Origin of the sequence: Pseudomonas sp. REP124 (genome assembly GCF_020164475.1) — a bacterium.
GTDB lineage: Bacteria > Pseudomonadota > Gammaproteobacteria > Pseudomonadales > Pseudomonadaceae > Aquipseudomonas.
Map to the genome: position 1 here is coordinate 34,207 of NZ_JAIQWX010000024.1, position 24,359 is coordinate 58,565.

A 24,359-nucleotide genomic window follows, 5' to 3' on the forward strand; every position below is an offset into this window, starting at 1 on the left:
GGCACAGGCAAATGCATCCATGACTTAGTGTCTGATGATGACACTGACAGCGAGGAGTAACGGAGGGACTTGGCCGTGAAGGCCAATCGAACAATCCATGCTCCGAAGCTCCATCGCATTCGGAAACACTGCGATGCACACTCCCACGACGGCCGCTATTTTGGCATTAGCGTTTCCATTGGGCGCGCCTTGTAAAAAAACGCCTCAGAGAAAACAAAAACGGCCGCTCGTCATCACTGACAGCGGCCGTTTTTTATCACTTCCAAAATCCGCGTTTCTCTGCCAGCCATGTATATCCCATTGACATATCCCTTATGAAGCCTATCCTTTGAGCACATCATTCCAGCCAAACGCGCAGGAGGTCCAAATGGAACAAACCACTCTATTCATGAGCAATCGAAGTCAAGCGGTTCGCCTGCCCAAGGCCGTAGCGATGCCCAGCGACGTAAAACGAGTCGATGTCGTCGCAGTAGGCCGAGCTCGCATCATCACGCCTGCCGGTGAATCCTGGGACAGCTGGTTCGACGGCGACAATGTCACCGCAGACTTCATGACCGATCGGGAGCAACCCACTGATCAGGAGCGCGAATCGTTCTGATGATCAAATACATGCTCGATACCAACATTTGCATCTTTACCATCAAGAACAAGCCGCAAGTCGTGCGCGAAGCCTTCAACCGCCATTACGGTCAACTCTGCATCAGTTCCGTAACCCTGATGGAACTGGTTTACGGAGCGGAAAAATCTGCAGCACCCGAAAAAAACCTTGCCGTGGTCGAGGGGTTCGTAGCCCGTCTTGAGATCCTGCCTTTCGACAATGAAGCAGCCGAACATACCGGAATCATTCGATCCGAACTGACAAAGAGCGGGACACCCATTGGCCCATACGATTACATGATCGCCGGTCACGCACGCTCGCGAGGATTCATCGTAGTAACGAACAACCTGCGAGAGTTTCAACGAGTACCAGGCTTGCGAGTAGAAGACTGGGTCGAGGCCAGCTAAATCGAATCGCCCCGACAAACAAAAACGGCCGCTCATCATCACTGACAGCGGCCGTTTTCTACATCTACAACAACTACCTCAACCCATCACTCAGCGCGTAACAGCAGCACCCAGCTGCTCATTACGACGGCGGCGAGCCACCAGCATGCCGGCGGCAACCACCAGAACGCTGAGCAGGCCGGTCGCGAGGATTTCCACGCGGTGGGCGTCCTGGAAGCCCATGATGGTCAGGGCCGCGACGATGAAGATGATCACCGCGTAAGTCAGGCCCGGGAACAGCCACATGCTGAAAGCGATTTTCTCGCCACGCGCCATACGCTGCTTGCGCATGCGCAGTTGCGAGATCGCGATCACCAGGTACACCAGCAGCGCGATGGCGCCGGAGCTGGCCAGCAGGAACTCGAACACTGCAGCCGGAGCCACGTAGTTGGCGAAAGTGGCGAGGAACGCAGCGCCGGTGGACAGCATCACCGCCCAGTAAGGGGTGCCGCTCTTGTTGGTGCGGGTGGCCATGGCCGGCGCGTCACCGCGCTTGCCCAGGGAGAACAGCATGCGCGACGAAGTGTACAGCGCCGAGTTCAGGCAGCTGGTTACGGCAACCAGTACGACGATGTCGACGATCATCTTGGCGTTAGGGATGCCCATGCGATCAAGCACGGTCTGGTAAGAACCCAGGCTGGCCAGAACCGGATCGTTCCATGGCACCAGGGCCACAACGATGAAGATCGATACGAGGTAGAACAGACCGATACGCCAGATCACCGAGTTGGTGGCCTTGGAGATCTGCTTGCCCGGATCCTTCGATTCCGCGGCCGCGATGGTCACGATCTCGGTACCCATGAAGGAGAACATGGTGGTCAGAATCGCGCCCAATACCGCGCCCATGCCATTTGGCAGGAAGCCCTGGGTGTCGAAAATGTGCGAAACGCCGCTGACCTGGCTGTTCGGCAGGAAGCCGAAGATCGCCAGAACGCCGAGAACGATAAAGCCAATGATCGCAACGACTTTGAGCAGGGCGAACCAGAACTCGAATTCACCGTAGTTCTTCACGCTGAACAGGTTGGTCACGGTCAGCAACATGGTGATGACCAGGGCGAAGGCCCAGATATCCACGCCCGGGAACCAGGCGTGCAGGATGGTGGCAGCGGCGTTGGCTTCCAGCGGGATTACCAGAACCCAGAACCACCAGTACAGCCAGCCGATGGTGAAGCCGGCCCAGTGACCGATCGCACGGTCGGCGTAAGTAGAGAAGGAGCCTGTATCAGGCGAAGCCACGGCCATCTCGCCGAGCATGCGCATCACCAACACCACCAGCATACCGGCGGCAGCGTAAGCCAACAGCACAGCCGGGCCTGCAGCAGCGATAGCGTGGCCGGAGCCTACGAACAGACCGGCACCGATCACACCGGCAATCGACAGCATCGTTACGTGACGCGGTTTGAGCCCCTGTTCGAGGCCGTTAGAGCTTTGGGTACTGCTCATTGAAACTACCTTTGTAAGGAAAAGCGAATGCATGCATCCCGCTTGTGTTTCTCTTCTGTAAAAAGAAACCAACGGAGCGTTCTTGAATCTGCACGCAATAATTGCGCCAAAATGTTTCAAAACCTTCTAATCCGGTGATCTCATCAAGACCGGACAGTCATCGCAAGTCATTGAAAGTAATGGCACTTCGCCAAAGCGTTACTCTGTGACCCACTTTATGGACGAAACAGCGCACCGGAAACACACCCCAAAACACCCTAGACGCACGATAAAAGTGCAGATCGTCCACGTCCGGTCCTATAACGCTTCCAACACCCCGCCAAAGCTGGCAACATCGCGCCCTTTTTGCGACAGCCAGCCTGCAATGTGGTTAAAAGCACGGTTCAAACGGCTGTTCGGTTGTTGGTGGGGCGACAGTCTGCTGTGCCGATGCGACAACCTGCTCAATGCCACCCGTTTACCGCCCGTAGCGCGTTGGCTGCCATCGAAACGCTATGCTAGGTTGGCCGCCTCGCCAGGAAGGCCGCCAACAGCAGGAGCGAAACATATATATGAGGAACGCACATGGCTGAGGCCACGCCCGCGCTTGAAATCCGCAACTTGCACAAACGCTACGGTTCGCTGGAGGTGCTCAAGGGCATCTCGCTGACCGCCCGTGACGGCGATGTGATCTCGATCCTGGGTTCTTCCGGCTCCGGCAAATCCACGTTCCTGCGCTGCATCAACCTGCTGGAAAACCCGCATCAGGGGCAGATCCTGGTGGCTGGGGAAGAACTCAAGCTCAAGGCCGCGAAGAACGGTGAACTGGTCGCTGCCGACGGCAAACAGATCAATCGCCTGCGCAGCGAGATTGGTTTTGTGTTTCAAAACTTTAATCTGTGGCCGCACATGAGCGTGCTCGACAACATCATCGAAGCCCCGCGTCGCGTGCTCGGCCAGAGCAAAGCCGAAGCCATCGAAGTCGCCGAAGCCTTGCTGACCAAGGTCGGCATCGCCGACAAGCGCCACGCCTACCCTTCTCAGTTGTCCGGCGGCCAGCAGCAACGCGCGGCCATCGCCCGCACCCTGGCCATGCAGCCCAAAGTCATCCTGTTTGACGAGCCGACTTCCGCCCTTGACCCGGAAATGGTCCAGGAAGTACTTAATGTCATCCGCGCCCTGGCCGAAGAAGGCCGCACCATGTTGCTGGTCACCCACGAGATGAGCTTCGCCCGTCAGGTGTCCAGCGAAGTGGTGTTCCTCCACCAGGGCCTGGTCGAAGAGCAAGGATCGCCACAGCAGGTGTTTGAAAACCCGCTTTCGGCGCGCTGCAAACAATTCATGTCCAGCAACCGCTAACGGAGCTACCCGCATGCAGAACTACAAGAAGGTCTTCCTGGCCGCCGCCGTCACCCTGGCGTTCAGCGCCGGTGCCATGGCCGAGACTCTGAAGATGGGCATCGAAGCGGCCTACCCGCCGTTCAACAACAAAGACGCCAGCGGCAACGTCGTGGGCTTCGACAAGGAAATCGGCGACGCCCTGTGCGCCAAGATGAAAGTCGAATGCACCGTAGTGACCTCCGACTGGGACGGCATCATCCCGGCCCTGAACGCCAAGAAGTTCGACTTCCTGATCTCCTCGATGTCGATCACTGACGAGCGCAAGCAGGCGGTGGACTTCACCGACCCGTACTACTCCAACAAGCTGCAATTCATCGCCAAGAAAGACATCGACTTCAAAACCGACGAAGCCTCTCTGAAAGGCAAAGTGATCGGCGCACAACGTGCGACCCTCGCCGGTACCTGGATGGAAGACAACATGCCTGGCGTTGAAGTGAAGCTCTACGACACCCAGGAAAACGCCTACCTCGACCTGACCGCTGGCCGCGTCGACGGCATCCTGGCCGACAAGTACGTCAACTACGAGTGGCTGAAAAGCGACGCTGGCAAGTCCTACGAATTCAAGGGCGACCCGGTGGAAGAAAGCGACAAGATCGGTATCGCAGTACGTAAAAACGATCCGATCCGCGAGAAGCTGAACGTCGCACTGAAAGAAATCGTTGCTGACGGCACCTACAAGAAGATCAACGACAAGTACTTCCCGTTCAGCATCTATTGATACTGACCTGCCGGACCGACGCCGCCCTCTGACGGCGCCGGTCCCCGGCCTTGCCTGCCGCGATTTGAAAAGAAATTCATGATTATCGACCTCTACGGATTCGGCCCGGCGCTTGCCGCTGGCGCGCTGATGACTGTGAAACTGGCACTTTCGGCCCTGTGCCTGGGGCTGGTGCTCGGTCTGCTTGGCGCCTTGGCCAAGACCTCCCCGTACAAGCCGCTGCAATGGCTTGGCGGCACCTATTCAACGTTGGTTCGCGGCATTCCGGAATTGCTCTGGGTGCTGCTGATCTACTTCGGCACCGTCAACATGATGCGTGCCCTGGGCGAGTTCTTCGGCAACCCCGACCTTGAACTCAACGCCTTCGCCGCCGGCGTGATCGCGCTGGGCCTGTGCTTCGGCGCCTACGCCACGGAAGTGTTTCGCGGCGCGATCATCGCCATTCCCAAAGGCCATCGTGAGGCCGGCGTGGCCCTGGGCCTGTCGAAATGGCGCATCTTCACCAAGCTGATCATGCCGCAGATGTGGCGCATCGCCCTGCCGGGCCTTGGGAACCTGTTCATGATCCTGATGAAGGACACCGCGCTGGTGTCCGTGATCGGCCTGGAAGAAATCATGCGTCACGCACAGATTGGCGTAACCGTGTCCAAGCAACCGTTCACCTTCTATATGGTCGCGGCCTTCATGTACCTGGGCCTGACGATCCTGGCCATGATCGGCATGCACTTCCTGGAAAAACGCGCCGCTCGCGGCTTCACGAGGAGCGCCCAATGAACTGGGAAGTCATCATCAAGTGGCTGCCGAAGCTCGCTCAGGGCGCAACCCTGACCCTCGAGCTGGTGGCCATCGCCGTGATCGCCGGTTTGCTGCTGGCGATTCCGCTGGGCATCGCTCGCTCCTCGCGCCTGTGGTGGGTGCGGGCATTTCCCTACGGCTACATCTTCTTTTTCCGCGGCACGCCGCTGCTGGTGCAACTGTTCCTCGTCTACTACGGCCTCGCGCAGTTCGACGCGGTCCGTAACAGCTCCATGTGGCCCTACCTGCGCGATCCGTTCTGGTGCGCCACGGCCACCATGACCCTGCACACCGCCGCATACATTGCCGAGATCCTGCGCGGCGCGATCCAGGCGATTCCGCCGGGCGAGATCGAAGCGGCAAGGGCGCTGGGCATGTCCAAGCCCAAGGCGCTGTTCTACATCATGTTGCCCCGCGCCGCGCGCATCGGCCTGCCGGCCTACAGCAACGAAGTGATACTGATGCTCAAGGCCAGCGCCCTGGCCAGCACCGTGACCTTGCTGGAACTGACCGGCATGGCCCGCACCATCATTGCCCGGACCTACCTGCCGGTGGAAATCTTCTTCGCCGCCGGTGTGTTCTACCTCGTGATGGCTTATGTGCTGGTGCGCGGCTTCAAGCTGCTGGAGCGCTGGCTGCGCGTCGATGCCTGCCAAGGGCGCTGAGTACAGCGTGCTGACGGGCGAGGCCCTGCTCGCCCGTTTCACCGCGCTGGATGCTTTTCTGACAGAGCATCAGGCACTGTGGAAACCCCGCCCGTTCACACATCTGCACCTGCCTTGGGAATTGTCCTACCCTGAACTAGCCGCCTGGCTACGCGGCCGTTCGCTGGAAGAAGCGGAAAGCACACACAACCAACCTGCCCTGATGGATGCGCCAGAGCCTTTTGCTGCGCTTGCGGCGACGTCGCTGGCGTTGAGTGCTTTGGATGAATTGCCCGCTCATGCATTGGAAGCGACGGGTCATCGATTGAATGTCGATGTACCGGGTCGCAAGTGGGAGCAGATCGAGGCGTTTGCCAGTCGACTGCAATTCGCCGAGACGCCGAAGCATTGGCTGGACTGGTGTTCGGGCAAAGGTCATTTAGGGCGACGGTTGCTGAATAGTGGCCAACAGCTGACTTGCCTGGAATACGACCCGGCACTGGTCACCAGCGGTCAGGCCCTCAGTCAGCGTCATCAACTGCACGCACTGCACGTGGAACAGGATGTACTCGCTGCCGACGCGGCCGCGTTATTGGATGGTCAACACACGCCAGTCGCACTCCACGCCTGCGGCGATCTGCATGTACGCCTGATCCAGCTCGCCAGCGCCGCCGGCTGCAAACAACTCGCCATCGCTCCCTGCTGCTACAACCGCATCAATCTGACCCATTACGCGCCGATTTCCTCGACAGCCAAGGGCTCTGACCTACAGCTCTCACTTGACGATCTGGCGTTACCGGCGAGCGAAACCGTAACCGCCGGCGCCCGGGTCCGACGCCAACGCGATACTTCCATGGCCCGGCGCTTGGCCTTCGACCTGTTGCAGCGGCACGTGCGCGGCATCGATGAATACCTGCCCACCCCTTCCCTGCCGAGCGTCTGGCTGGACAAACCCTTCGCCGAGTACTGCCATCATTTGGCCGAGCTTAAAGAGTTATCCACAATCGGCACTCAGGACTGGGCAGCATGGGAAGCAGCCGGCTGGCAACGCCTGGCACAGGTACGCAACCTGGAGCTGCTGCGCGGACTTTTCCGACGCCCACTGGAGCTTTGGCTGGTACTGGACCGTACCCTGTTCCTGCAGGAACAGGGTTACAGCGTTCGCTTGGGCACATTCTGCGAAACCCCACTCACCCCGCGTAATCTGCTGATCCTGGCCGAACGCCCCTAATGGCTCATAGGCTGTGGATAACTCTGTTGATGAAAATAACGTGGATCCAATATTTACAGCTGTTTCAGCGTTGAAACGAGACTGTTCAGTTTTCGTACACATTAATAAAAACCCGAAAAACAGTGATTTGCGTGTTGATGGGAATGGATCCAGAAATTGACCGAATCACCCGCGCATGGAAAATCCGGTTGTGCATAAGCGTTCGATCAAAAGGAAGTAAACGGGAGGCTGATGGGTTGTTTGAGCAGAAAATGCGGGGGTTTAGTAGAAGTGAATCCGGGAAGTTGGTCACGCCAAAAGCGTAGAAAAGCTCGACCTTTGCCCGACATCAATCCCGCGCAACCGGCCAAGCAAAAATAGTCAGAATTCAGGGGTTTACAGAACCCACCCAATCGCTATAATCGTCGCCCTGACACGCCGGTATAGCTCAGATGGTAGAGCAACTGACTTGTAATCAGTAGGTCCCGGGTTCGATTCCTGGTGCCGGCACCATATAAATCAAGGGCTTGCAGCGATGCAGGCCCTTGTTTTTTGTCCCAGACGTAACAAGCGACGTAACAAGCGACTGAGACTCGCCACGCGGTTAACCTAGAGACGGCGTTGTTATGAAATGGAACTTCGACTGGAAATACCTTTTAGGCATCGCCATCGCCATCGCTGCCTTGGCCCTACCCGCCTACCAGTGGCAGTCGGATTTAAACGCGCATTCTCTTTCCGTACGTAAGCTTTCATCCTCTCCGTTGCAGCCATTTGCAAATTCAAAAACGTATGACGTGAAAATGACGGTGAACGGGGTTGAGCTTACTAACCCTTATTTCAACTCCTTTGAAATCGTCAACTCCGGCTCGAAACCAATTTTGAGCACTGATTTCGAAACTCCGATTGAATTCACAGGTGCAAGCGGCTTGCAATTCGTGTCGGCGAGACTTGATTTGACCGAACCAAAAGAGATCCCTGTCAAGATTTCGGTTGATAACAGTCGCCTGTCCGTCGCCCCATACCTATCAAATCCGAAAGACAAGATCGTTTTCTCAACGATCACCTCCGGACCTGATCCCCTCATAACCGTCAAGGCCAGAATTGCGGGCATCCGTGAGGTATCAATTGAGGATTCATCAGTTGAGCACGTCGATATTGCACGCCTGATCATTTCGGCGGTGCAATGCCTCGTGTCGCTCACTATCTACTTCACTTATGCCTGGATCATTCCAAGACAACGCAAACACCAATCGGCCCGGACTCTGGACTGGCGCTTTCTGCTGGCCTCAGCCCTTTGCTGTGGGTTGGGTGCGAGCCTAGCACTTGCCAAAACCATGTCCCTGCTCAAGCCGATCCTTGGCGAAACTTACGCGCTTGGCAATTGGTCGCTAGTTATTTTGGGGCCTGTGTGCACCGTAATTGGGTACTGGCTAGCCAATCGGGTTCGTGGCAAAGACTTGCCTACGATCCGCAACTGGAGAAGGGAGAAAAGTAGCGGTATGGCGGAGTGATACCCCGAAAGTTTAGAGCCATAGCTATGTGAGCGCGTTCTACGCACCAAAAAGGGGACAGATTTATTTTTCCGAAAATAAATCTGTCCCCTTTTTGCTGTCCCCTTTTTGCTCGTCCCCTTTTTGCTCCAGAAACCTGAAAGGCCGCGCCGCAACCGCGGTGGTTTACCCCCCAAGTACGATTCGCGTCCGGTAGCTCGTACGGTCACTACCCATGTGATGGATGCCAACTAAACATCGTTGCCCCTGCGGCGACCACCCTACCCTTCTGCCCTGCAGCAACCATTCCGCTTGGCCATTTCATATGCGCCAACCTGTGCCCGTCTCTGTCTCTGGAAAGAGACGGGCGCTCCTACCACTGCTGCAGCCCTTATCGCACATGGCTTTGCGGCAATTCCCCTCGTGACAAACGCCGATGTCACCAGCAACAGCGATGTAGATGATGGTGCCGCAGACCAGGGAATGGACTGCACCTGACTGACAGTCAGGCATGCCCCAGTTATCGCATCGCTGTGTTCACCCGGCTCAGGATCTCGCGGCACTGGTCTCGTCAGCCAATGCAGCCTCCACCCGCCCACTGGTAACGGTGTTCATGAGGCCAGATCATGAGATGCCCTTGCTCCCGGACGTAAAGAGCCGCCAGTCCCGCGTAGTGGACATTCCCCACAGGTCGCAGGGGCCTTGATCCCTGATAACACTCAGCATTCTTGGCGGGATGACGTGGGGAGAGCTTGATCAGGAGGTTGTGCAAGGATATGTCGGCTACCAGACAGGATGCATTCTGAAGGCTTGAAAGATGGAAATAGCCCTACACATTGCAACCTGAGGTGAGAGACCTCTATTTACTAAAACCATGGCAACCGCTAAATTGTCATAGTAGCAATATGCCAAGCCAGCTGTTTAGCCATCCAATCGGATGCAGCCAACCATTGAAAACACTGTTATAGGCATGAAAAAGCAAAAAGCTTAACAGTACGACTTTATAAAAGAGAGCAATCACTTTGAACTGGGAAAATGCAATTAAAGTAGGTGGGCCATCAGTTATAGCGACGTTTGTTTTCCAGCACCTAATTACCACCTACTTAGACAAGTCAGAAATATTCAAAAATAGCCTAGCATTAAACTTAACTCTAATTGCGACAATTTTTTTATTCTGCATAGCAATGGGTTGGATTTGGGTAAAATCTGACCAGAAAAAAAACGCCAACAACAAGTCAATCGCCAAAAACACGATAGAAGAAAACGAAGTAGATGGTAACTTCAGGATCGGAAGTTCCTCGGACATTACAGATAACAAAATCAATAAAAACAAAGTTAAAGGCGACTTCAGCATCGGCGGCAAAGATTGACAACGCCGTGCGCGAGCAAGGGAGTCGTGAAATGGTGTCAATTTCTGGTAACGAGATCAATAATAATGAAATTCACGGCGATCTTAATATCGGGTCAACCGTAATAAAATTTCCTTCTTTTGACGTTACGGTAGGTGCAGAGGCCTTAAAAAAGCTTATAACTCAACACGAACTACTTAAAGAAAGCGACCCTATCTACCAGATGGTATTAGAGGAGCTGGAGAGCAAAATCAAAAGCTCTCCTTCGAGGACTGTCATTGGATTAGAAGCTAAATTAGAGATTGCAGGGCGAGAGGTCTATCTCAACCAAGCGCTCATCTCTAGTCAGAAAGCTGCGAAGATGATTTCTAAGCTTCAACATGTAAAGTCTTACCAGATCATATTCAACCATCTTCTAGGACTGATACTAACAAGGTTTAATGCCCACATTTTACCAATGCTTAAAAGCGGCCAAGGCGACATCACGATTCGCTCTGCAATTAACGCCACCATCATAGAACCACTTTATCAGGAAGTCACGTTGGCTGGCGGTTTTGTAACCAGCGATCTTGTCGAAGGAATGCTATATTTCTTAACCGAAAAATGTCACGTGGAGTGGACGTGATGGTAATTTATCACCCAGGTTATGATGTAAATCACTGCGTTTATCGAATATTGAATATCTTAAACTCTGTAGATAATCATGAAATTCAGAAAGACGCATTACGCCTCATAGATTTTTATTATCTGTACCCTCATCTTTTAAAGTCAGTCAATCTTCCTCGACCGCTCAATCGATACAAAGATATCATTTTTAGTACGCCCGAGCCATTTGAAGTAACACCAAACCCTAGAAGTTTATTCTATGAGCTTTCTCGCATTCAAGATTCAGCGATGCTCGCCCTACAACAAAAATCAATAATAAGGTTAACTGCGAGCACCATTACATTACTTTCTGATTCTCTACCAACCGACTTAATCAGAACCTTCAACAACGATTCATTCTCAAAAAGCGAATTATTTAAAGGTCTGATTTCCGCATTACCAAAGGTCAAGCTCGAAGGAAAAACAGGCTTTAAATTCAAAAGCGGGTTAATGGAATATCGCTATGATTAAATCGACACTTTCTATTGAGCGCTTCATTGTAAAGAAGTCCGGATTCAGCGTTTATGATGAAAAATTCCACAGAGGAATAAATGTTATTCGCGGCGATCACTCCGTCGGAAAAACCACTATTCTTGAGTTGATTTTTTATATCTTAGGCGGAGAAATCAAGGATAACCAATGGCTGTACCCAGCAGACAAGTGTGACTATGTGTGCTGCCAAATCAATATAAATGGAAATATTTTTACTATAAAAAGAAACATTGAGAAAGGAAAAATACCCCCCATTTCAATACGCTCTGGCAGTTATGACGAAGAAACCAGCGATGTAGAAGCATGGGGCAATTATGGCCCACGTCGGAGTGACGAGAAAATGTCTTTCTCTCAGAAGTTTTTTGAGCTTCTTGGATGGGAAGGTCACAAGACAGAAGATTACGCTAACCTTACAATGCACCAGGTCTTAAGATTTTTGTATGTTGACCAAGAAACTGCCTCTACAAAAATTTTTAGAGCGGAGGACAACCCACGTGCAGACAGCGAAGGTACTCGCTTGGCAATTGCAGAGTTCCTCTTAGGGCTCGATAACTTAGACACACATCAACTGCGCCAAGAGCTTTTGATAGCTGAAAGAGAGTACGAACGCGTCGCTTCAGATCTCGCCGCAATGTATAAAATATTGGGGGAAGACTCAGCTGTTACGCTGCAGACACTGCAACTCAATATCGCATCCAATATTGCTGAAATAATAAAATTAAGAAGTGCTCCACCAGAAGCGACTGTCAGCTCAAATGCTGATCAAACCAGAATTTCAGAATTTCAACGTATAAAATCTCATATAGACACCTATAACAGACAATTGCAGAGCTTTCAATCAGATCTATTTCTGGCAAATGGCGAAATTGTAGACTGCCAGCTATTCGAGAAGTCGCTCCAATTTAGAAAAAAATCTTTGCTAGAGTCCAAAGCAGCATATGAAACAGTTGGGCTCCTTAAATATTCACAATGCCCATGCTGCCTCAACGAGATCGTGGCTTCCGACATGCCCGAAACCTCTGCAAATTGCCATCTTTGCAAATCCCCGATTGAGGGAGATAAGCATAACTCCAACTATATGGAACTTCTTAATGAGCTAGACTTCCAACTACTCAGTAACAAGAAAGTACTACAAGACCATATTGAACATAAAATTGGCTTGGAGTCCTCCATTGAAATTTGCAAATTAAATTTGGCAAATGCGCAGAGCAAAATTTCTGAGTTCACTGGATTGTTCGACCCTGCGTCTCATGCCGCGCTAGAGCGCGCACAAAAAATTGGATTCTTAGAATCAGAAAATATAAATCATGAGAAAAAAGTCAGAATCATCACTGACTTGGATGCGCACAAATTAAAAAAACTCGATTTGATTGCCGACATATCAAAAATTAAAGAGCTTATTCAAAGCGCATCTTCTGCAAATAAAAAGAGACGCGAAACCGTATACCATGGAATTGCAGAAAACGTCGTAAGCATTCTACAGCCTGAGCGCAGGGTCAATGGTGAACCTTATGAAGAGGAATTCGCTGAGTCCAACATTGAAGAGATTGAGATCGACTTCGCAAAGGACCGAATGCTCATAAATGGAAGGGTGAAGTTTTCTGGTAGCTCCAATTACATCAAAAAAAACTCGCTTCACATTTCAGCGTTATTAGAATCACTGGATGATCCAAATTATCGACTCCCGCGCTTTTTACTAGTTGATGCAATTGAAAACGGAGGCATGAAAGAATATCGCAGCCACAACTTTCAGCGAGCCCTAATAAATTGTTTCAAAGATCGTTCTGATTTCCAGCTTATTTTTTGCACTTCTATGGTTCTAGATGAGCTTAACAATGAAAAGTTTGGGGTTGGGCCATTCTATTCCGGAAACGTTCTTAACATTTAATAAAACTAAAGCCCTGAGAGCTGTCTGGTCGACGTTAGTGAAACATCCCTAAAAGGATACTTTTAGGGATATCCGAAAAATATCTCTATCAATTCTTCATTGCCGCCAAGAAGTTAGCTGTGATTTCGACTCCTGGTGCCGCACCTTACAAAACAAAGCCCCCGTATCGCTACGAGGGCTTTGTCATTTCACCCGTTTGAAGCCCGGCGCTTAGTGCCCCGCGCTCTGCCCACCATCAACGTGCAGGATCTCACCAGTCACAAACTTCGCGCCATCCAGATACACGACCGCGTTAGCAATATCGTCGATCTCACCCATATGACCAACCGGATGCAGCGCGCCCAGTGCAGCGTGGGTTTCTTCGCCGTGCATCGGGGTTTTGATGATGCCTGGGGAGACGGCGTTCACCCGGATGCCACGCTTGGCATATTCGATGGCCAGGGAGCGGGTTGCCGCGTTCAGGCCGCCTTTGGTCAGCGAAGCCAGAACCGATGGCACGCCGTCGATGGCGTGGTCGACCAGGCTGGTGGTGATGTTCACCACGTGGCCGCTGCCGTGTTTTTCCATCTCGGCGATGGCCAGTTGAGTGATGTAGAAGAAGCCGTTGAGGTTCACCGACAGCACGTTGGCGTAGTCTTCGGCGGTGTACTGGGTGAACGGCTTGGCGATGAAGATACCGGCGTTGTTGACCAGGGTGTCGATGCGGCCGAAACGGGCGATGGCTTCACGGATTACGCGCTGGGCAGTTTCAGGCTCGCCGATGTCGCCGGCCACGGTGAGGATGTCCGGATCGGTCGACGGTTTGATCGAACGCGAAGTGGCGACGATCTGGTAGCCCAGTTCACGGAAGGCCTTGACCATGCCGTCGCCCAGACCTTGGGATGCGCCAGTGATAACGATGACTTTTTTCGAATTGCTCATGATGTATACCTCTAACTGATAATGGGATTTGAAATTGGGTGGATCAGGCTTCAGCAGGAGCCGCCGCCATTTGCCGCAACACTTGTTCGTAGTACTGGACCGACTGCGATCCGGACACCAGGTGACGACCGTTCAACACCATGGCCGGGACCGAATTGATGCCGTGCTGACGGTAAAACTCCTCAAGTTCACGCACTTCGTTGCCATACGCGCCGGACACCAGCACCTTGCGAGCCTGGGCTTCGTCCAGCCCAGCTTCACCGGCCAGGCGCACCAGCGTCTGCTGATCACTCGGGTTCTGGCCTTCGCTGAAGTAAGCGCGAAGCAGGATCTTCTTCAGCGCCACCTGACGCCCCTCTTCCTGCGCCCAATACAGCAAACGGTGGGCGTCGAAGGTGTTGTAGAAGTGCGTGCGTTTCTCCAGGTCGAACTTGAAGCCGATGGCCTCACCGCGAGCGATCTGCATCGCTTTCCCGGAGGCCACGTCTTCGGCGGTGCGTCCGTATTTGCGCATCAGGTGCTCGACGGCTTTCTCACCTTCTGGCGGCATGTTCGGGTTCAGCTCGAAAGGCTTGTAGGTCAGCTGTACCGAGACCTCACCCGCCACGTTTGCGATCGCCTGCTCCAGCGCTGTGGCGCCCAGTGCGCACCAGGGGCACACCACATCGGAGACGAAATCGATGGTCACCGGCGCGGTCATGACTTCCCCTCTTCCGCCAGCTGTTTGCGGTACTGGGTGGTGGTAATCCCGGCGTAACCCCAGTTATCGGTGTCGACTTCCTCGATCACGATGTGGGTCAGGTCAGGGCGCTTGTTGAGAACGCGTTCCAGTGTTTCAGTGATTTCGGCGATCACCTGAGCTTTCTGCTCAGTGGTCACGCCATCGCGGGTAATGCGGACGCTTACGAAAGGCATTGAGGAATCTCCAGTGACCTTCCCGTCGGGATGATGGGAGAGGCGTTGGAGCTCAATTTAGGGATTTGGGGCGAGGGGAAAAAGATGGGACGGGGAACATCATTAGTTACGTGGAGTAATAGATCTCACATGCAGAAGCAATAAAGCGATGGTTTATAAATTTCCCCTTCGCTAGCCTGCTTTTATCTTAAATATTAGATAGAGAAGGGAATGCTCATGACCATTCAATACTTCGACAGCCCCTTTCACGTCACGCATGACAACGAAGCTGCCAGCAAAATGGCCATGAAAATGGAGCTGTCGATTTTCATTGCTGAGCAGATAAAAAATCTGGGGCTCAAACAAAGCGAGGCAGCCGCCAGATTAAACGTGACCCAATCACGTGTGTCCGAGCTCACCACAGGCAAAATCCACAAGTTCACGATTGATGCAATGATCGACATGCTGGATAAACTTGGCTTTCGAAGCACGATTACCTTGTCACCCAAAAGCTCTTGAGCAAGCAAGACCTGATCACATTTCGCACCCTGAACAAGGCCGCCATGCTGGTGCGATCGCAAGTGAATACGCTTTTATGTAGGAGCTTCGCAGACTGAGATCTTTTGATCTTGCCTTTGAAAAGATCAAAAGATTGCAGCCTCGCTTCACTCGACAGCTCCTACGACACGTTCCCCACGCCACCACCTAGCCACGATTGCGCACGCTCTGCTCCCACGCTAACTTCGACCCGTCGCTGCCAATTCAGCGACCGGGCCTGAGAACCCAAGTAAGATACAGGCGCACAAGCGCCCCAAATCACGATTTTCGGCGCTTTTTTGTGTCCGCATTTCCGTGCAATGGCGGCTGTGCGTGGGAGACCTTCGGGTCTGCCGGGTTCCTGTATCTCCGGTTTCTCAGCCCGCGCACAGCTGCCACCCATTCGCCTGAGAACGAACGTGGCAGCTCCAATTTGATTCAGGAGATGTTGCCAATGTCCGTTACTAGTCCGTCAGAAATTCGCAGGTTTGCTTCAACAGTCAGTAGTCACCGCCAGCCCGCTTGTGGAGGTGCTCAATGACCAATCCCCAAGATCTCAAAACCATCGGCCTCACCCCCTTCTCCTACCACGACAACGAACCACTGTTTCACATCAGCGCCGGCGTACCTGTCATCCGCGCCCTCTCTCACGCCTCGGATCTGCTCCACATCGCAAAACATCTGGCATCAGATGCAGCCATGGTTCGCGGCAGTGACCGACACGCCTGGGCATCACATTTTTTGCAAGAGATGAGCAAGGCGATCGTCGATGACGTGGTCAAGGTGCTGGAGGCGCCGATGAACAATCGCAACGAATAAAGCAGCAGGGTAAATACGATCCATGCAGATGAAGAAGCCCCGAATCAGTCGGGGCTTCTTCATTCAATCCAGGCACTTAACCAACGTAAGGCCTGAATTCATTGCTGTCGCGTGTGAGCAATTGCATCAACTTGGGATGAATAAAAAGCTTTTCCTTGCCCAGTTGAATTTCTTCCAGCACGCCAACGGAAACCAGATCCTTAAGGTATCGCGACGCAGCCTGACGTTGAGCGACTTTCTTATCGACCACGTTGCTGATGCGGCAATAGGGTTGTTCGAAAATGACGTCGACCAACTCGCGTGAGTACGTCTTGGGAAGCTGATCACGTACAAATTCAGTGGTGTGCTCGGACAATGCACGAATGGCCGCAATTTTGGCTGTGGTCCAACGAGCGGTTTCCTCTACTGCACTCAACATGAACAACAACCAAGGCTCCCACGCCTGTTTGGTCGTCACCTCCAACAAGAGTCGGTAGTAATCGGCACGCTGGGCAATGATGTATCGGCTCAGATAAAGGATCGGCAGATTCAACAGCCCCTCCTGAATCAAAAACAGGGTATTGAGTACTCGCCCGGTCCGACCGTTACCGTCGACAAAAGGATGGATTGCTTCGAACTGATAATGCCCGACCGCCATGCGCACGAGAGGGTCGAGATCAGTTTCGTTGTGCAGAAACCGCTCCCAGTTGGCGAGCAGATTTCGCAGGTGCTCCTCTCCTTCTGGCGGGGTGTAGATGACTTCACCTGTTCGATCATTCGCCAGCTGCGTCCCAGGAGTACGACGGATATCCAGTTGCGCCCCCTTCAACGTTCGGCAGATTTCTACCGCAGTGTTGGTCGATAGCGGCCTTTGAATCAAAGAATGAAATCCCTGATTAAGCGCCGTTCGATAACGCAGAGCTTCCTTGGTCGCCGGATCTGCATGGCTTTCAATGTCTTGCGCGTGCTGAAACAGCAAATCCGTAGTAGTGACGATACTTTCTATTTCCGAGCTGTCCTTGGCTTCCAGCAGGGGAATTGTGTTGATCAGGACCGTCTGATTCGGGATCAGCTCCGCCGCCTGTTTCAGCTCGGCCAACGCAGTGCGCGCCTCAATACATTTTTTGAGGACCGCGCGAGTTTCCAGTTCGACGCCTGGCGGCAGCAGAGGCAGCTGGTTGTATGGCCTGTCGGCTTGCCATGGCAACACGAGGTCGGTCATAAGGATGAAGTCCTGATTTTGTATGTTTTTTGAGCAAAACGGGCGTCACTCATGTCGCCAGTGTAGACATGAGCCCATAACGTGTCGCAATTTTCCACTTTTTGCGACACATCCTCACAACATGTCGCCGCCGACGACATGTTCACAACTCATGTCGCCGAAATCGAGTTTCGACGACATGAGCCACCAACCGCGCACAAAAAAGCCCCGAACCAGTCGGGGCTTTTCCTATCTCAGCCCAAAATCAGGCCTCGATCCCAAAACCAATCATCAGAAGATGTTGATCGGGTAATCCACAAACACGCGCACTTCGTTGCCGCTGACGTTGTACTCGCTCGACTTCTGCGACACGCGCAGGATGGAGCTGCGCAGTTTCACGCTGAGGTCTTTGGCCGGGCCGCTTTGGACGACGTATTTGAACTGGTTGAAGATTTCGCGCTCGGTGCCGCCGCTGCTGGTGGAGGTGGTGATGTTGTCACCGCGCACGTAGGCGAAGTTGTAGCTCAGGCCCGGTACACCGAAGGAGCCGAAGTCCAGGCCGTAGCCCAGTTGCCAGCTGCGTTCGTCTTCGGCGTTGAAGTCGGACCAGTAGGAGTTGGCCAGGTAGATGGTGTTGCCACCGTCACCGATACGACCTTGATCCTTCTGGTAGCCGCCGTACGGGTAGCCCAGGTTGCTGTCGCCGGTGCTGCGCTGATAGCCGAGGGTGAACGAGTGCGGGCCGGTGGCGTAGATGGCCGCCAGGCTCCAGATCTTGTTGTCGTCGCCGGTCAGGTTGTTGGCATCGACGTAGGAGCTGTCCAGCTTGGTGCGGTAGCCGTTGAAGTCCAGGGTCAGGGACTGATCCTTGGACAGCGGGAACACGTAGTTGGCGTTCACGTACTGCTTCTTCAGCACGTCTTCGACGTCGGAAGCGTACAGCGCGGCCTTGAACTGTTCGGTGAACTGATAGCTGCCGCCCAACACGTTGATCGACTTCAGGCCACCGCTGTCACGGCCTTCGGCGCTTTTGCGCGATTCGGCGGTGAAGCGACCGGCGTTCAGTTCCAGGCCCTTGATCTCTTTGGAGGTGATCAGGGTACCGGTGTAGCTTTCCGGCAGCAGACGCACGTTGTCGTAGCTCAGCACCGGCAGCGCCGGCATCTGGTCGCCGTAGGTCAGCGTGGTGCTGGACAGGCGGAATTTCACTGCCGCGCCGGCTTTGGCCAGGTCGTCTGCAGGATCGCCGCTGGCGCCTTTTTTGAAGAAGTCGATACCTTGCGCGCCGCTGCGATCTTCGCTGCGCTCCAGGTTCAGGGCGTACAGGCCGAAGGCGTCCACGCCGACACCGATGGTGCCTTGGGTGAAGCCGGACGAGAACGTACCGATGGCCGCTTGGCCCCACTCGGATTTATCCGGGTTGCCGTCCTTGTAATCACGGTTCATGTAGGCGTTGCGCAGCAGCACCTTGAGGCTGCTGTCTTCAACAAATCCCTTGGATTCGGCCTGGTCGTTAGCCATGGCCTGTGAAGCGCTCAACATCCCCAGAGCGATCAGACTGATTCGCTTGTTCAACATTTTGTTTTCCTTATTACGGGTTGAAACGCGCTGTGTCGAACGGCTGAAACGGCACTATCGCGCTCTTTTTTCATTCGGCAAACAAAAAGGCCCGCCCACGACGAATCGCGGCGGGCCTTTTTATTATTTTCGGGTTATGGCGGTCTGCCACAGGCGTTGGGCCGAATCGTAGTGCGGCCTTAATGGTGTGTCAATTTCATGAATCGTCTTGAATTAGGCAAAAAACGTCTAAGAAATGAATTTACGCAGCAGAAAAATTCAATAGTAAGCCAATGATCCATCCAAGGAAGTAAGCGAGCCCGCCCAAACGTAGCAATTCCGACACAACTGGAAACAAACCGGCACAAAGCTTTATCAAGAATAATTAACGCAAGTAAATAACAAGCATTACCATTCGCACCGTTCGAGCTACACCCCTAAAAATCCCACGGATGCGCTTTTCAATGCCTGCCCCTTTTCGCCTGCTGCCCTTTAGTCTTGGGCTCTCTGCATTTCTGTCTGCCGGTTTTACCTGTGCTGCCACCACCACTCTGCCTGCCACCGCGATCAGCGCTGAAGAGCAGGAAGATGACCCACGCGTAAAGGAAACCAACACCGCGACCCGCACCAACACGCCCGTACGTTACGTCCCTCAGGCCATCGATTCGATCAAAACCGAGAACGTCGCCGATTACGGCACCAACGACCTGGGCACGGCGCTCAGTGGCATCCCCAACGTCAGCAGCGGCGCCGACACCCGCTTCGACAGCCTGCGCATCCGCGGCTTCGATGCCAGTAACGACTTCTACCTGGACGGCATCCGCGACGACAGCCAATACGTGCGGGATTTGCACAACATCGAGCGCATCGACGTGCTTAAAGGCCCCGCCGCCGTGTTGTACGGCCGCGGTAGCCAGGGCGGGATCGTCAACCGGGTGAGCAAGCTGCCGGAATTCGGCCGCCGCTCGACAATAGAAGCCCAGGGCGGCAGCGACGATCTGCGTAGCCTTTATGCCGATCTCAGTACCGACCCGGCGGAGAACATCAGCCTGCGCCTGAACATGGGCAACATGGACCAGAACAGCTTCCGCGACGGGGTAAGCGGCAATCGGCAATTGTTCGCGCCGTCGATGAGCTGGCAGCTGACGCCCGACCTGAACTGGCTGGTGCAGTATGAATACAGCCGCTACAACCGCACACCGGATCGCGGCATTCCCGGGGTGAACGGTCGCCCGGCAGACGTCGGGCGCGATACCACCTACTTCAGCGACAACGATTTCATCGACGACAAATCGCAATCCCTGCGCTCCAAGCTCACCTATGAACTGAGCGACAACTGGCAACTGCGCCAGACCCTGGGCGTGTTCAAGCTCAACAGTGATTTCGACAACACCTACCAGACCGGCTACACCCCGGCCACCAACCGGGTCACGCGCCAACACTGGCAACAGGACCTGACCACTCGCAACGTTTACAACAACGTGGAGCTGGAAGGCGGTTTCGATACTTTCGGCCTGGAACATCGCCTGCTGACCGGGATCGAGATCGGCAGCCAGCGGCGCGACCCGACGCTGTACACCGCTGCCACCTCCGGGCCTGGTAGTTCGCCGGTGCCGTCGCTGGACCTGAACAACCCCAACCGCGACCTGCGCCACACCGGGCGCATGCAGGTCAGCAGCAGCTCTCACACCGAGGTCGAAAGCCGCGCGGTGTATGTGCAGGACCAGTTGCAACTCAACGATCAATGGCAATTGCTCGGCGGCCTGCGCTACGACACCTTCGATATCGAGTCGACCAACAAGCTGCGGGACATTTCCGAAGACCGTGACAGCCACAGCACCAGCCCACGTGTAGGACTGGTCTGGACTCCGCTGCAGAATCATTCCTTCTACGCCTCGTGGTCGAAGACCTTTTCCCCGGTCGGCGGCGGCCTGATCGGCATCACCCCGGGCGCTGCGGGCAACACCAACGACCTGAGCCCGGAACTGACCAAGCAGAAAGAAATCGGCGTGAAAAGCGACTGGCTGGACGACCGCCTGAGCACCACACTGGCGATCTACGAGCTGGAGCTCTACAACCGCCGCACCAGCGACCCGAACAACCCGACCATCACCCTGCTCACCGGCCTGCAACGTTCGCGCGGCATCGAGCTGACTGCGGCCGGCAAGATCACCGGCAACTGGTACGTGCGCGGCGGCGTGGGCGTGCAGGACGCCACGGTCGAGAAAGACAACAACGGTTTTGAAGGCAAACGCATCAGCAACGTGGCCAAGCACAACGGCAGCCTGTTCGTGACCTGGAAACCGGAGATGGGCTGGTACGCCGAAACCGGCTTGACCCTGGTCGGCGATCGTTATGCCGATAACCTCAACACCACCGTGCTGCCGGGTTATGGACGCTGGGATGCGCTGGCAGGCTTCCGGCAAAAGGATTGGGATTTGCGCGCAGCGCTGAACAACATCACCGACAAGACGTATTACTCGTCGGCGACCAGTGCGGCGCAGATTCAGCCGGGGGCACCGCGTAGCGTGGTGGTCACGGGAACCTACAGCTTCTAAACACAACACAACACCTGTAGGAGCCGAGCTTGCTCGCGAAGCGGTGTGTCAGCCACCACAAATGCTGGATGTGCCGACGCTATCGCGAGCAAGCTCGCTCCTACAAAGGTGCAAAAAAAAGCGCTGCCATCCCGGCAGCGCTTTCGTTTGTTCAATCCATGGTTTTTATTCTTAGCTTTCCATCAAATCCCACAACGCATCCAGTTCCGCTTCGCTGAATAAACCAGCGGGGTAGCGCTCGATCATTGTCCGGCGCGGATCAGTCTCGCTGATCGGACGCGTTCCATTGGACTTGAACCAGTGCGCCAGGATCTGGAGCGATTCACCATTTACGGCCAGGGGATGCAGCGCTTGCTCGCCCACTACGTTCACTTCGGCGTTCATTTCAGCGCTCTCTCCCGGTTTGTGAGCGGCTAAATTATCCAAGGTTTATGACAGAACGAATAAGTTCTCCCCCTCCCTGTCTTGCACCCTGAACGATACAAGAGCTATGCCAAGGTCAGCGAAACGATACAAAAAAGCCCGCAAACCTTGCGGAATGCGGGCTCTGTGCTATGTAGGGCGCGAAAACGTTTGCCTGAATTTTTTAACAATCAACTCAGGATGTTACGGGCTCACTCAAACCTTGTGCGGCGCCGGCTGCTGTTGGGTAAGGCAGTGAATGTTACCGCCACCCAGTAACAGTTCGCGGCCGGGAACCATTACCACTTCGTGCTGCGGAAACAGCGACTGCAGGATTTCCCTGGCAGGGCCATCCAGCGGGTCGTCAAAGCTCGGCGCGATGATGCCGCCGTTGACGATCAGGAAGTTCACGTAGGAACCGGCCAGGCGCACCGACGGATTACGCTCCTGGGTGCCATCCACCGGATCGACGCCGGCGCACTCTTCCTCGGTCGCGTACAGCGGCCCCGGAATCGGCATCTTGTGCACCGTGAATGGGCGTCCCTTGGCGTCGGTGCTTTCTTGCAGCACTTTCATCGCCGCCTGGCAGCGCGGGTAGTTCGGGTCCTGCGGGTCGTCGGTCCAGGCCAGCAGCACTTCACCGGGACGCACGTAGCAGCAGAAGTTATCCACATGGCCGTCGGTTTCGTCGTTGTACAAGCCGTCCGGCAGCCAGATGATCTTGTCCACAGCCAGATTCGCGCTCAGCACCGCTTCGATTTCCCCACGGTTCATGTGCGGGTTGCGATTGCGGTTAAGCAGGCATTCTTCGGTGGTGATCAGCGTGCCTTCGCCGTCGACGTGAATCGAACCGCCTTCGAGCACGAAGCCCTCGGTGCGATAGCGCGAGCTGCGTTCGATCTCGAGGATCTTGCCGCCGACCTGCGAATCACGATTCCACGGCGAGTACAGGCCACCGTCAAAACCGCCCCAGGAGTTGAAGTCCCAGTTCACGCCACGGACTTCGCCGCTGTCGTTGATGACGAATGTCGGACCAGTGTCGCGCACCCAGGCGTCGTCGCTGGACATTTCCACCACGCGAATGTTCGGCACATCCAGGCGGGCACGGGCGTTTTCGTACTGGCCGGCGGAGACCGCCACGGTGACCGGTTCGAAACGGGCGATGGCTTTGGCCACCGCCACGTGCGCGGCCTGCGCCGGTTTGCCGCCCAGGCGCCAGTTGTCCGGGCGCTCGGGCCAGATCATCCAGGTCTGGGTCTGTGGTGCCCACTCGGCCGGCATGTAGAAGCCGTCTGCGCGAGGGGTGCTGTTCAAAGTGGTCATGTCGATCAGGACTCCAGGGTTCCGTCGAGGGTTTTCAGCGCGCCGTACAGGTTCGGACGACGGTCACGGAACGAGCCCCACGCGCTACGGATGTGTTCCAGTTGGTCGAGGTCGAAGGTGTGAACCAGAATGCCTTCTTCGGTCTCATTGAGTTCCTGCACCTTCTCGCCGAACTGGTTGGCAATGAACGACGAACCATAAAAGGTAATGTCGTAGCCGTCTTGTTCTTCGTTGCCGATGCGGTTACTGGCGATCAGCGGCATCAGGTTAGCGCCCGCGTGGCCTTGTTGCACGCGCTGCCAGTGATCGCGGGACGAAATGGTCTTGTCATGTGGCTCGCTGCCGATGGCGGTCGGGTAGAACAGAATCTCCGCGCCCAGCAGCGCCATGCTGCGCGCGGCTTCCGGGAACCACTGGTCCCAGCAGATGCCCACGCCGATTTTCGCGTAGCGGGTATTCCACACCTTGAAGCCGGTATCGCCCGGGTTGAAGTAGTACTTCTCGTGGTAGCCAGGGCCATCCGGGATGTGGCTCTTGCGATAGATCCCCAGGTTGCTGCCGTCGGCGTCGATGATCGCGATGCTGTTGAAGCGCGCGCGGCCGGCGCGCTCGTAGAAGCTGATCGGCAGTACGACTTGCAGTTCTTTCGCGACTTTCTGGAAGTGCTTGATCGCGACGTTGTCTTCCACCGCCGTGGCCAGTTGCAGGTAATCCGGATTCGGCTTCTGGCAGAAGTACGGTGCTTCGAACAATTCCTGGATCAGGATGATCTGCGCGCCTTTGGCGGCCGCTTCGCGGACCAGTCTTTCAGCGACCTCGATGTTGCCTTCAAGGTCCCAGGAACAGGCCATTTGCGTGGCAGCGACAGTAACGTTACGGCTCATGAAGCATCTCCGGGCAAGTGCGTGACGGTCGGGCATGGGTGATCCACGCCCTGGCATTGGTGACTTTATATCCGATAAATATCGGCTTTAGAAGCTGTTGATTTGCCTTTCGTCTTAAATCACGCGCAAAACACAGATATTAATCGATATTGGAAAAGCTTCGCGGGCAAGCCTCGCTCCTACAGA

24 protein-coding genes and 1 tRNA gene are annotated in these 24,359 nt (G+C 54.7%); 16 read left to right on the forward strand and 9 right to left on the reverse strand.

The annotated features are described in order from the left end of the window. Window positions 1-367: 367 nt before the first annotated feature. Window positions 368-598, forward strand: coding sequence for a type II toxin-antitoxin system VapB family antitoxin (gene vapB / locus K9857_RS08655; RefSeq protein WP_224534863.1), 231 nt, complete (start codon window positions 368-370; stop codon window positions 596-598). Then, complete coding sequence (vapC, locus tag K9857_RS08660) at window positions 598-1,005, forward strand: type II toxin-antitoxin system tRNA(fMet)-specific endonuclease VapC (protein ID WP_224534865.1); 408 nt, start codon at window positions 598-600, stop codon at window positions 1,003-1,005. The genes vapB and vapC overlap by 1 nt, the downstream gene beginning before the upstream one ends. 90 nt (window positions 1,006-1,095) lie before the next feature. On the opposite strand, the gene gabP is transcribed toward vapC, so the two are convergent. Further along, a complete protein-coding gene (gabP, locus tag K9857_RS08665; protein ID WP_224534867.1) occupies window positions 1,096-2,487 on the reverse strand; it encodes a GABA permease in 1,392 nt (463 codons plus the stop codon). A 564-nt stretch (window positions 2,488-3,051) separates the two neighbouring features. Here gabP and K9857_RS08670 point away from each other — a divergent pair. The 11 genes from K9857_RS08670 (at window position 3,052) to K9857_RS08720 (ending at window position 13,098) form a co-directional block, all read left to right on the forward strand. Next, window positions 3,052-3,825: an ABC transporter ATP-binding protein gene (locus tag K9857_RS08670; RefSeq protein ID WP_224534869.1), complete on the forward strand. Its 774-nt coding sequence runs from the start codon at window positions 3,052-3,054 to the stop codon at window positions 3,823-3,825. A 13-nt stretch (window positions 3,826-3,838) separates the two neighbouring features. Next, window positions 3,839-4,585: an ABC transporter substrate-binding protein gene (locus K9857_RS08675; RefSeq protein ID WP_224534871.1), complete on the forward strand. Its 747-nt coding sequence runs from the start codon at window positions 3,839-3,841 to the stop codon at window positions 4,583-4,585. Window positions 4,586-4,663: 78 nt separating this feature from the next. Continuing rightward, on the forward strand, window positions 4,664-5,359 hold the full coding sequence (locus K9857_RS08680) for an ABC transporter permease (protein ID WP_224534873.1): 696 nt from the start codon (window positions 4,664-4,666) through the stop codon (window positions 5,357-5,359). After that, complete coding sequence (locus K9857_RS08685; RefSeq protein WP_175376521.1) at window positions 5,356-6,045, forward strand: ABC transporter permease; 690 nt, start codon at window positions 5,356-5,358, stop codon at window positions 6,043-6,045. The genes K9857_RS08680 and K9857_RS08685 overlap by 4 nt, the downstream gene beginning before the upstream one ends. Next, complete coding sequence (locus K9857_RS08690; protein ID WP_224534874.1) at window positions 6,026-7,255, forward strand: methyltransferase; 1,230 nt, start codon at window positions 6,026-6,028, stop codon at window positions 7,253-7,255. Before K9857_RS08685 ends, K9857_RS08690 begins: the two co-directional genes overlap by 20 nt. A 416-nt stretch (window positions 7,256-7,671) precedes the next feature. Beyond that, a tRNA-Thr gene (locus K9857_RS08695) sits at window positions 7,672-7,747 on the forward strand. A gap of 113 nt (window positions 7,748-7,860) precedes the next feature. Then, window positions 7,861-8,745 (forward strand): hypothetical protein, encoded by an 885-nt coding sequence (locus K9857_RS08700; RefSeq protein WP_224534877.1) that lies wholly within the window; start codon window positions 7,861-7,863, stop codon window positions 8,743-8,745. Between the two features lie 1,001 nt (window positions 8,746-9,746). Then, entirely contained in the window at window positions 9,747-10,094 is a 348-nt protein-coding gene (locus tag K9857_RS08705) for a hypothetical protein (protein WP_224534879.1), read from the forward strand. A gap of 31 nt (window positions 10,095-10,125) precedes the next feature. Beyond that, window positions 10,126-10,698, forward strand: a complete 573-nt coding sequence (locus tag K9857_RS08710; RefSeq protein ID WP_224534881.1) for an ABC-three component system protein — start codon at window positions 10,126-10,128, stop codon at window positions 10,696-10,698. Beyond that, on the forward strand, window positions 10,698-11,189 hold the full coding sequence (locus K9857_RS08715) for an ABC-three component system middle component 5 (protein ID WP_318011749.1): 492 nt from the start codon (window positions 10,698-10,700) through the stop codon (window positions 11,187-11,189). Before K9857_RS08710 ends, K9857_RS08715 begins: the two co-directional genes overlap by 1 nt. After that, on the forward strand, window positions 11,182-13,098 hold the full coding sequence (locus K9857_RS08720; RefSeq protein ID WP_224534885.1) for an ATP-binding protein: 1,917 nt from the start codon (window positions 11,182-11,184) through the stop codon (window positions 13,096-13,098). Before K9857_RS08715 ends, K9857_RS08720 begins: the two co-directional genes overlap by 8 nt. A gap of 210 nt (window positions 13,099-13,308) precedes the next feature. Here K9857_RS08720 and K9857_RS08725 read toward each other — a convergent pair whose 3' ends face one another. Genes K9857_RS08725 through K9857_RS08735 form a run of 3 tightly spaced genes read right to left on the reverse strand, consistent with a single transcriptional unit; the run spans window position 13,309 to window position 14,934 of the window. Continuing rightward, entirely contained in the window at window positions 13,309-14,019 is a 711-nt protein-coding gene (locus K9857_RS08725) for an SDR family NAD(P)-dependent oxidoreductase (protein WP_224534887.1), read from the reverse strand. A 43-nt stretch (window positions 14,020-14,062) separates the two neighbouring features. After that, window positions 14,063-14,719 (reverse strand): DsbA family oxidoreductase, encoded by a 657-nt coding sequence (locus tag K9857_RS08730; RefSeq protein WP_224534889.1) that lies wholly within the window; start codon window positions 14,717-14,719, stop codon window positions 14,063-14,065. After that, window positions 14,716-14,934 carry a tautomerase family protein gene (locus K9857_RS08735; protein ID WP_175376510.1) on the reverse strand — a complete coding sequence of 73 codons (219 nt, stop codon included), beginning with the start codon at window positions 14,932-14,934 and terminating at the stop codon, window positions 14,716-14,718. Before K9857_RS08735 ends, K9857_RS08730 begins: the two co-directional genes overlap by 4 nt. A 216-nt stretch (window positions 14,935-15,150) precedes the next feature. Here K9857_RS08735 and K9857_RS08740 point away from each other — a divergent pair, with 216 nt between their 5' ends. Together K9857_RS08740 and K9857_RS08745 are read left to right on the forward strand one after the other, a co-directional pair. Beyond that, window positions 15,151-15,432 (forward strand): helix-turn-helix domain-containing protein, encoded by a 282-nt coding sequence (locus K9857_RS08740; protein WP_224534891.1) that lies wholly within the window; start codon window positions 15,151-15,153, stop codon window positions 15,430-15,432. A gap of 555 nt (window positions 15,433-15,987) precedes the next feature. Further along, a complete protein-coding gene (locus tag K9857_RS08745) occupies window positions 15,988-16,269 on the forward strand; it encodes a DUF3077 domain-containing protein (RefSeq protein ID WP_224534892.1) in 282 nt (93 codons plus the stop codon). A 76-nt stretch (window positions 16,270-16,345) separates the two neighbouring features. Here the strand turns inward: K9857_RS08745 and fic are convergent, their stop codons facing one another. Together fic and K9857_RS08755 are read right to left on the reverse strand one after the other, a co-directional pair. Further along, the gene (gene fic / locus K9857_RS08750; protein WP_318011748.1) at window positions 16,346-17,470 is read right to left on the reverse strand and encodes a protein adenylyltransferase Fic; all 1,125 of its coding nucleotides are present in this window, start codon (window positions 17,468-17,470) and stop codon (window positions 16,346-16,348) included. Between the two features lie 270 nt (window positions 17,471-17,740). After that, complete coding sequence (locus tag K9857_RS08755; protein ID WP_224534894.1) at window positions 17,741-19,027, reverse strand: OprD family porin; 1,287 nt, start codon at window positions 19,025-19,027, stop codon at window positions 17,741-17,743. Between the two features lie 443 nt (window positions 19,028-19,470). Here K9857_RS08755 and K9857_RS08760 point away from each other — a divergent pair, with 443 nt between their 5' ends. Then, entirely contained in the window at window positions 19,471-21,564 is a 2,094-nt protein-coding gene (locus K9857_RS08760) for a TonB-dependent receptor (protein WP_224534896.1), read from the forward strand. 171 nt (window positions 21,565-21,735) lie between these two features. Here the strand turns inward: K9857_RS08760 and K9857_RS08765 are convergent, their stop codons facing one another. From K9857_RS08765 to aguB, 3 genes are all read right to left on the reverse strand, one after another. Next, window positions 21,736-21,948: a hypothetical protein gene (locus K9857_RS08765; protein WP_224534898.1), complete on the reverse strand. Its 213-nt coding sequence runs from the start codon at window positions 21,946-21,948 to the stop codon at window positions 21,736-21,738. 234 nt (window positions 21,949-22,182) lie between these two features. Next, window positions 22,183-23,289 (reverse strand): agmatine deiminase, encoded by a 1,107-nt coding sequence (gene aguA / locus K9857_RS08770; RefSeq protein ID WP_224534900.1) that lies wholly within the window; start codon window positions 23,287-23,289, stop codon window positions 22,183-22,185. A gap of 5 nt (window positions 23,290-23,294) precedes the next feature. Further along, window positions 23,295-24,173, reverse strand: coding sequence for an N-carbamoylputrescine amidase (aguB, locus tag K9857_RS08775; RefSeq protein ID WP_224534902.1), 879 nt, complete (start codon window positions 24,171-24,173; stop codon window positions 23,295-23,297). Window positions 24,174-24,359 lie beyond the last annotated feature (186 nt).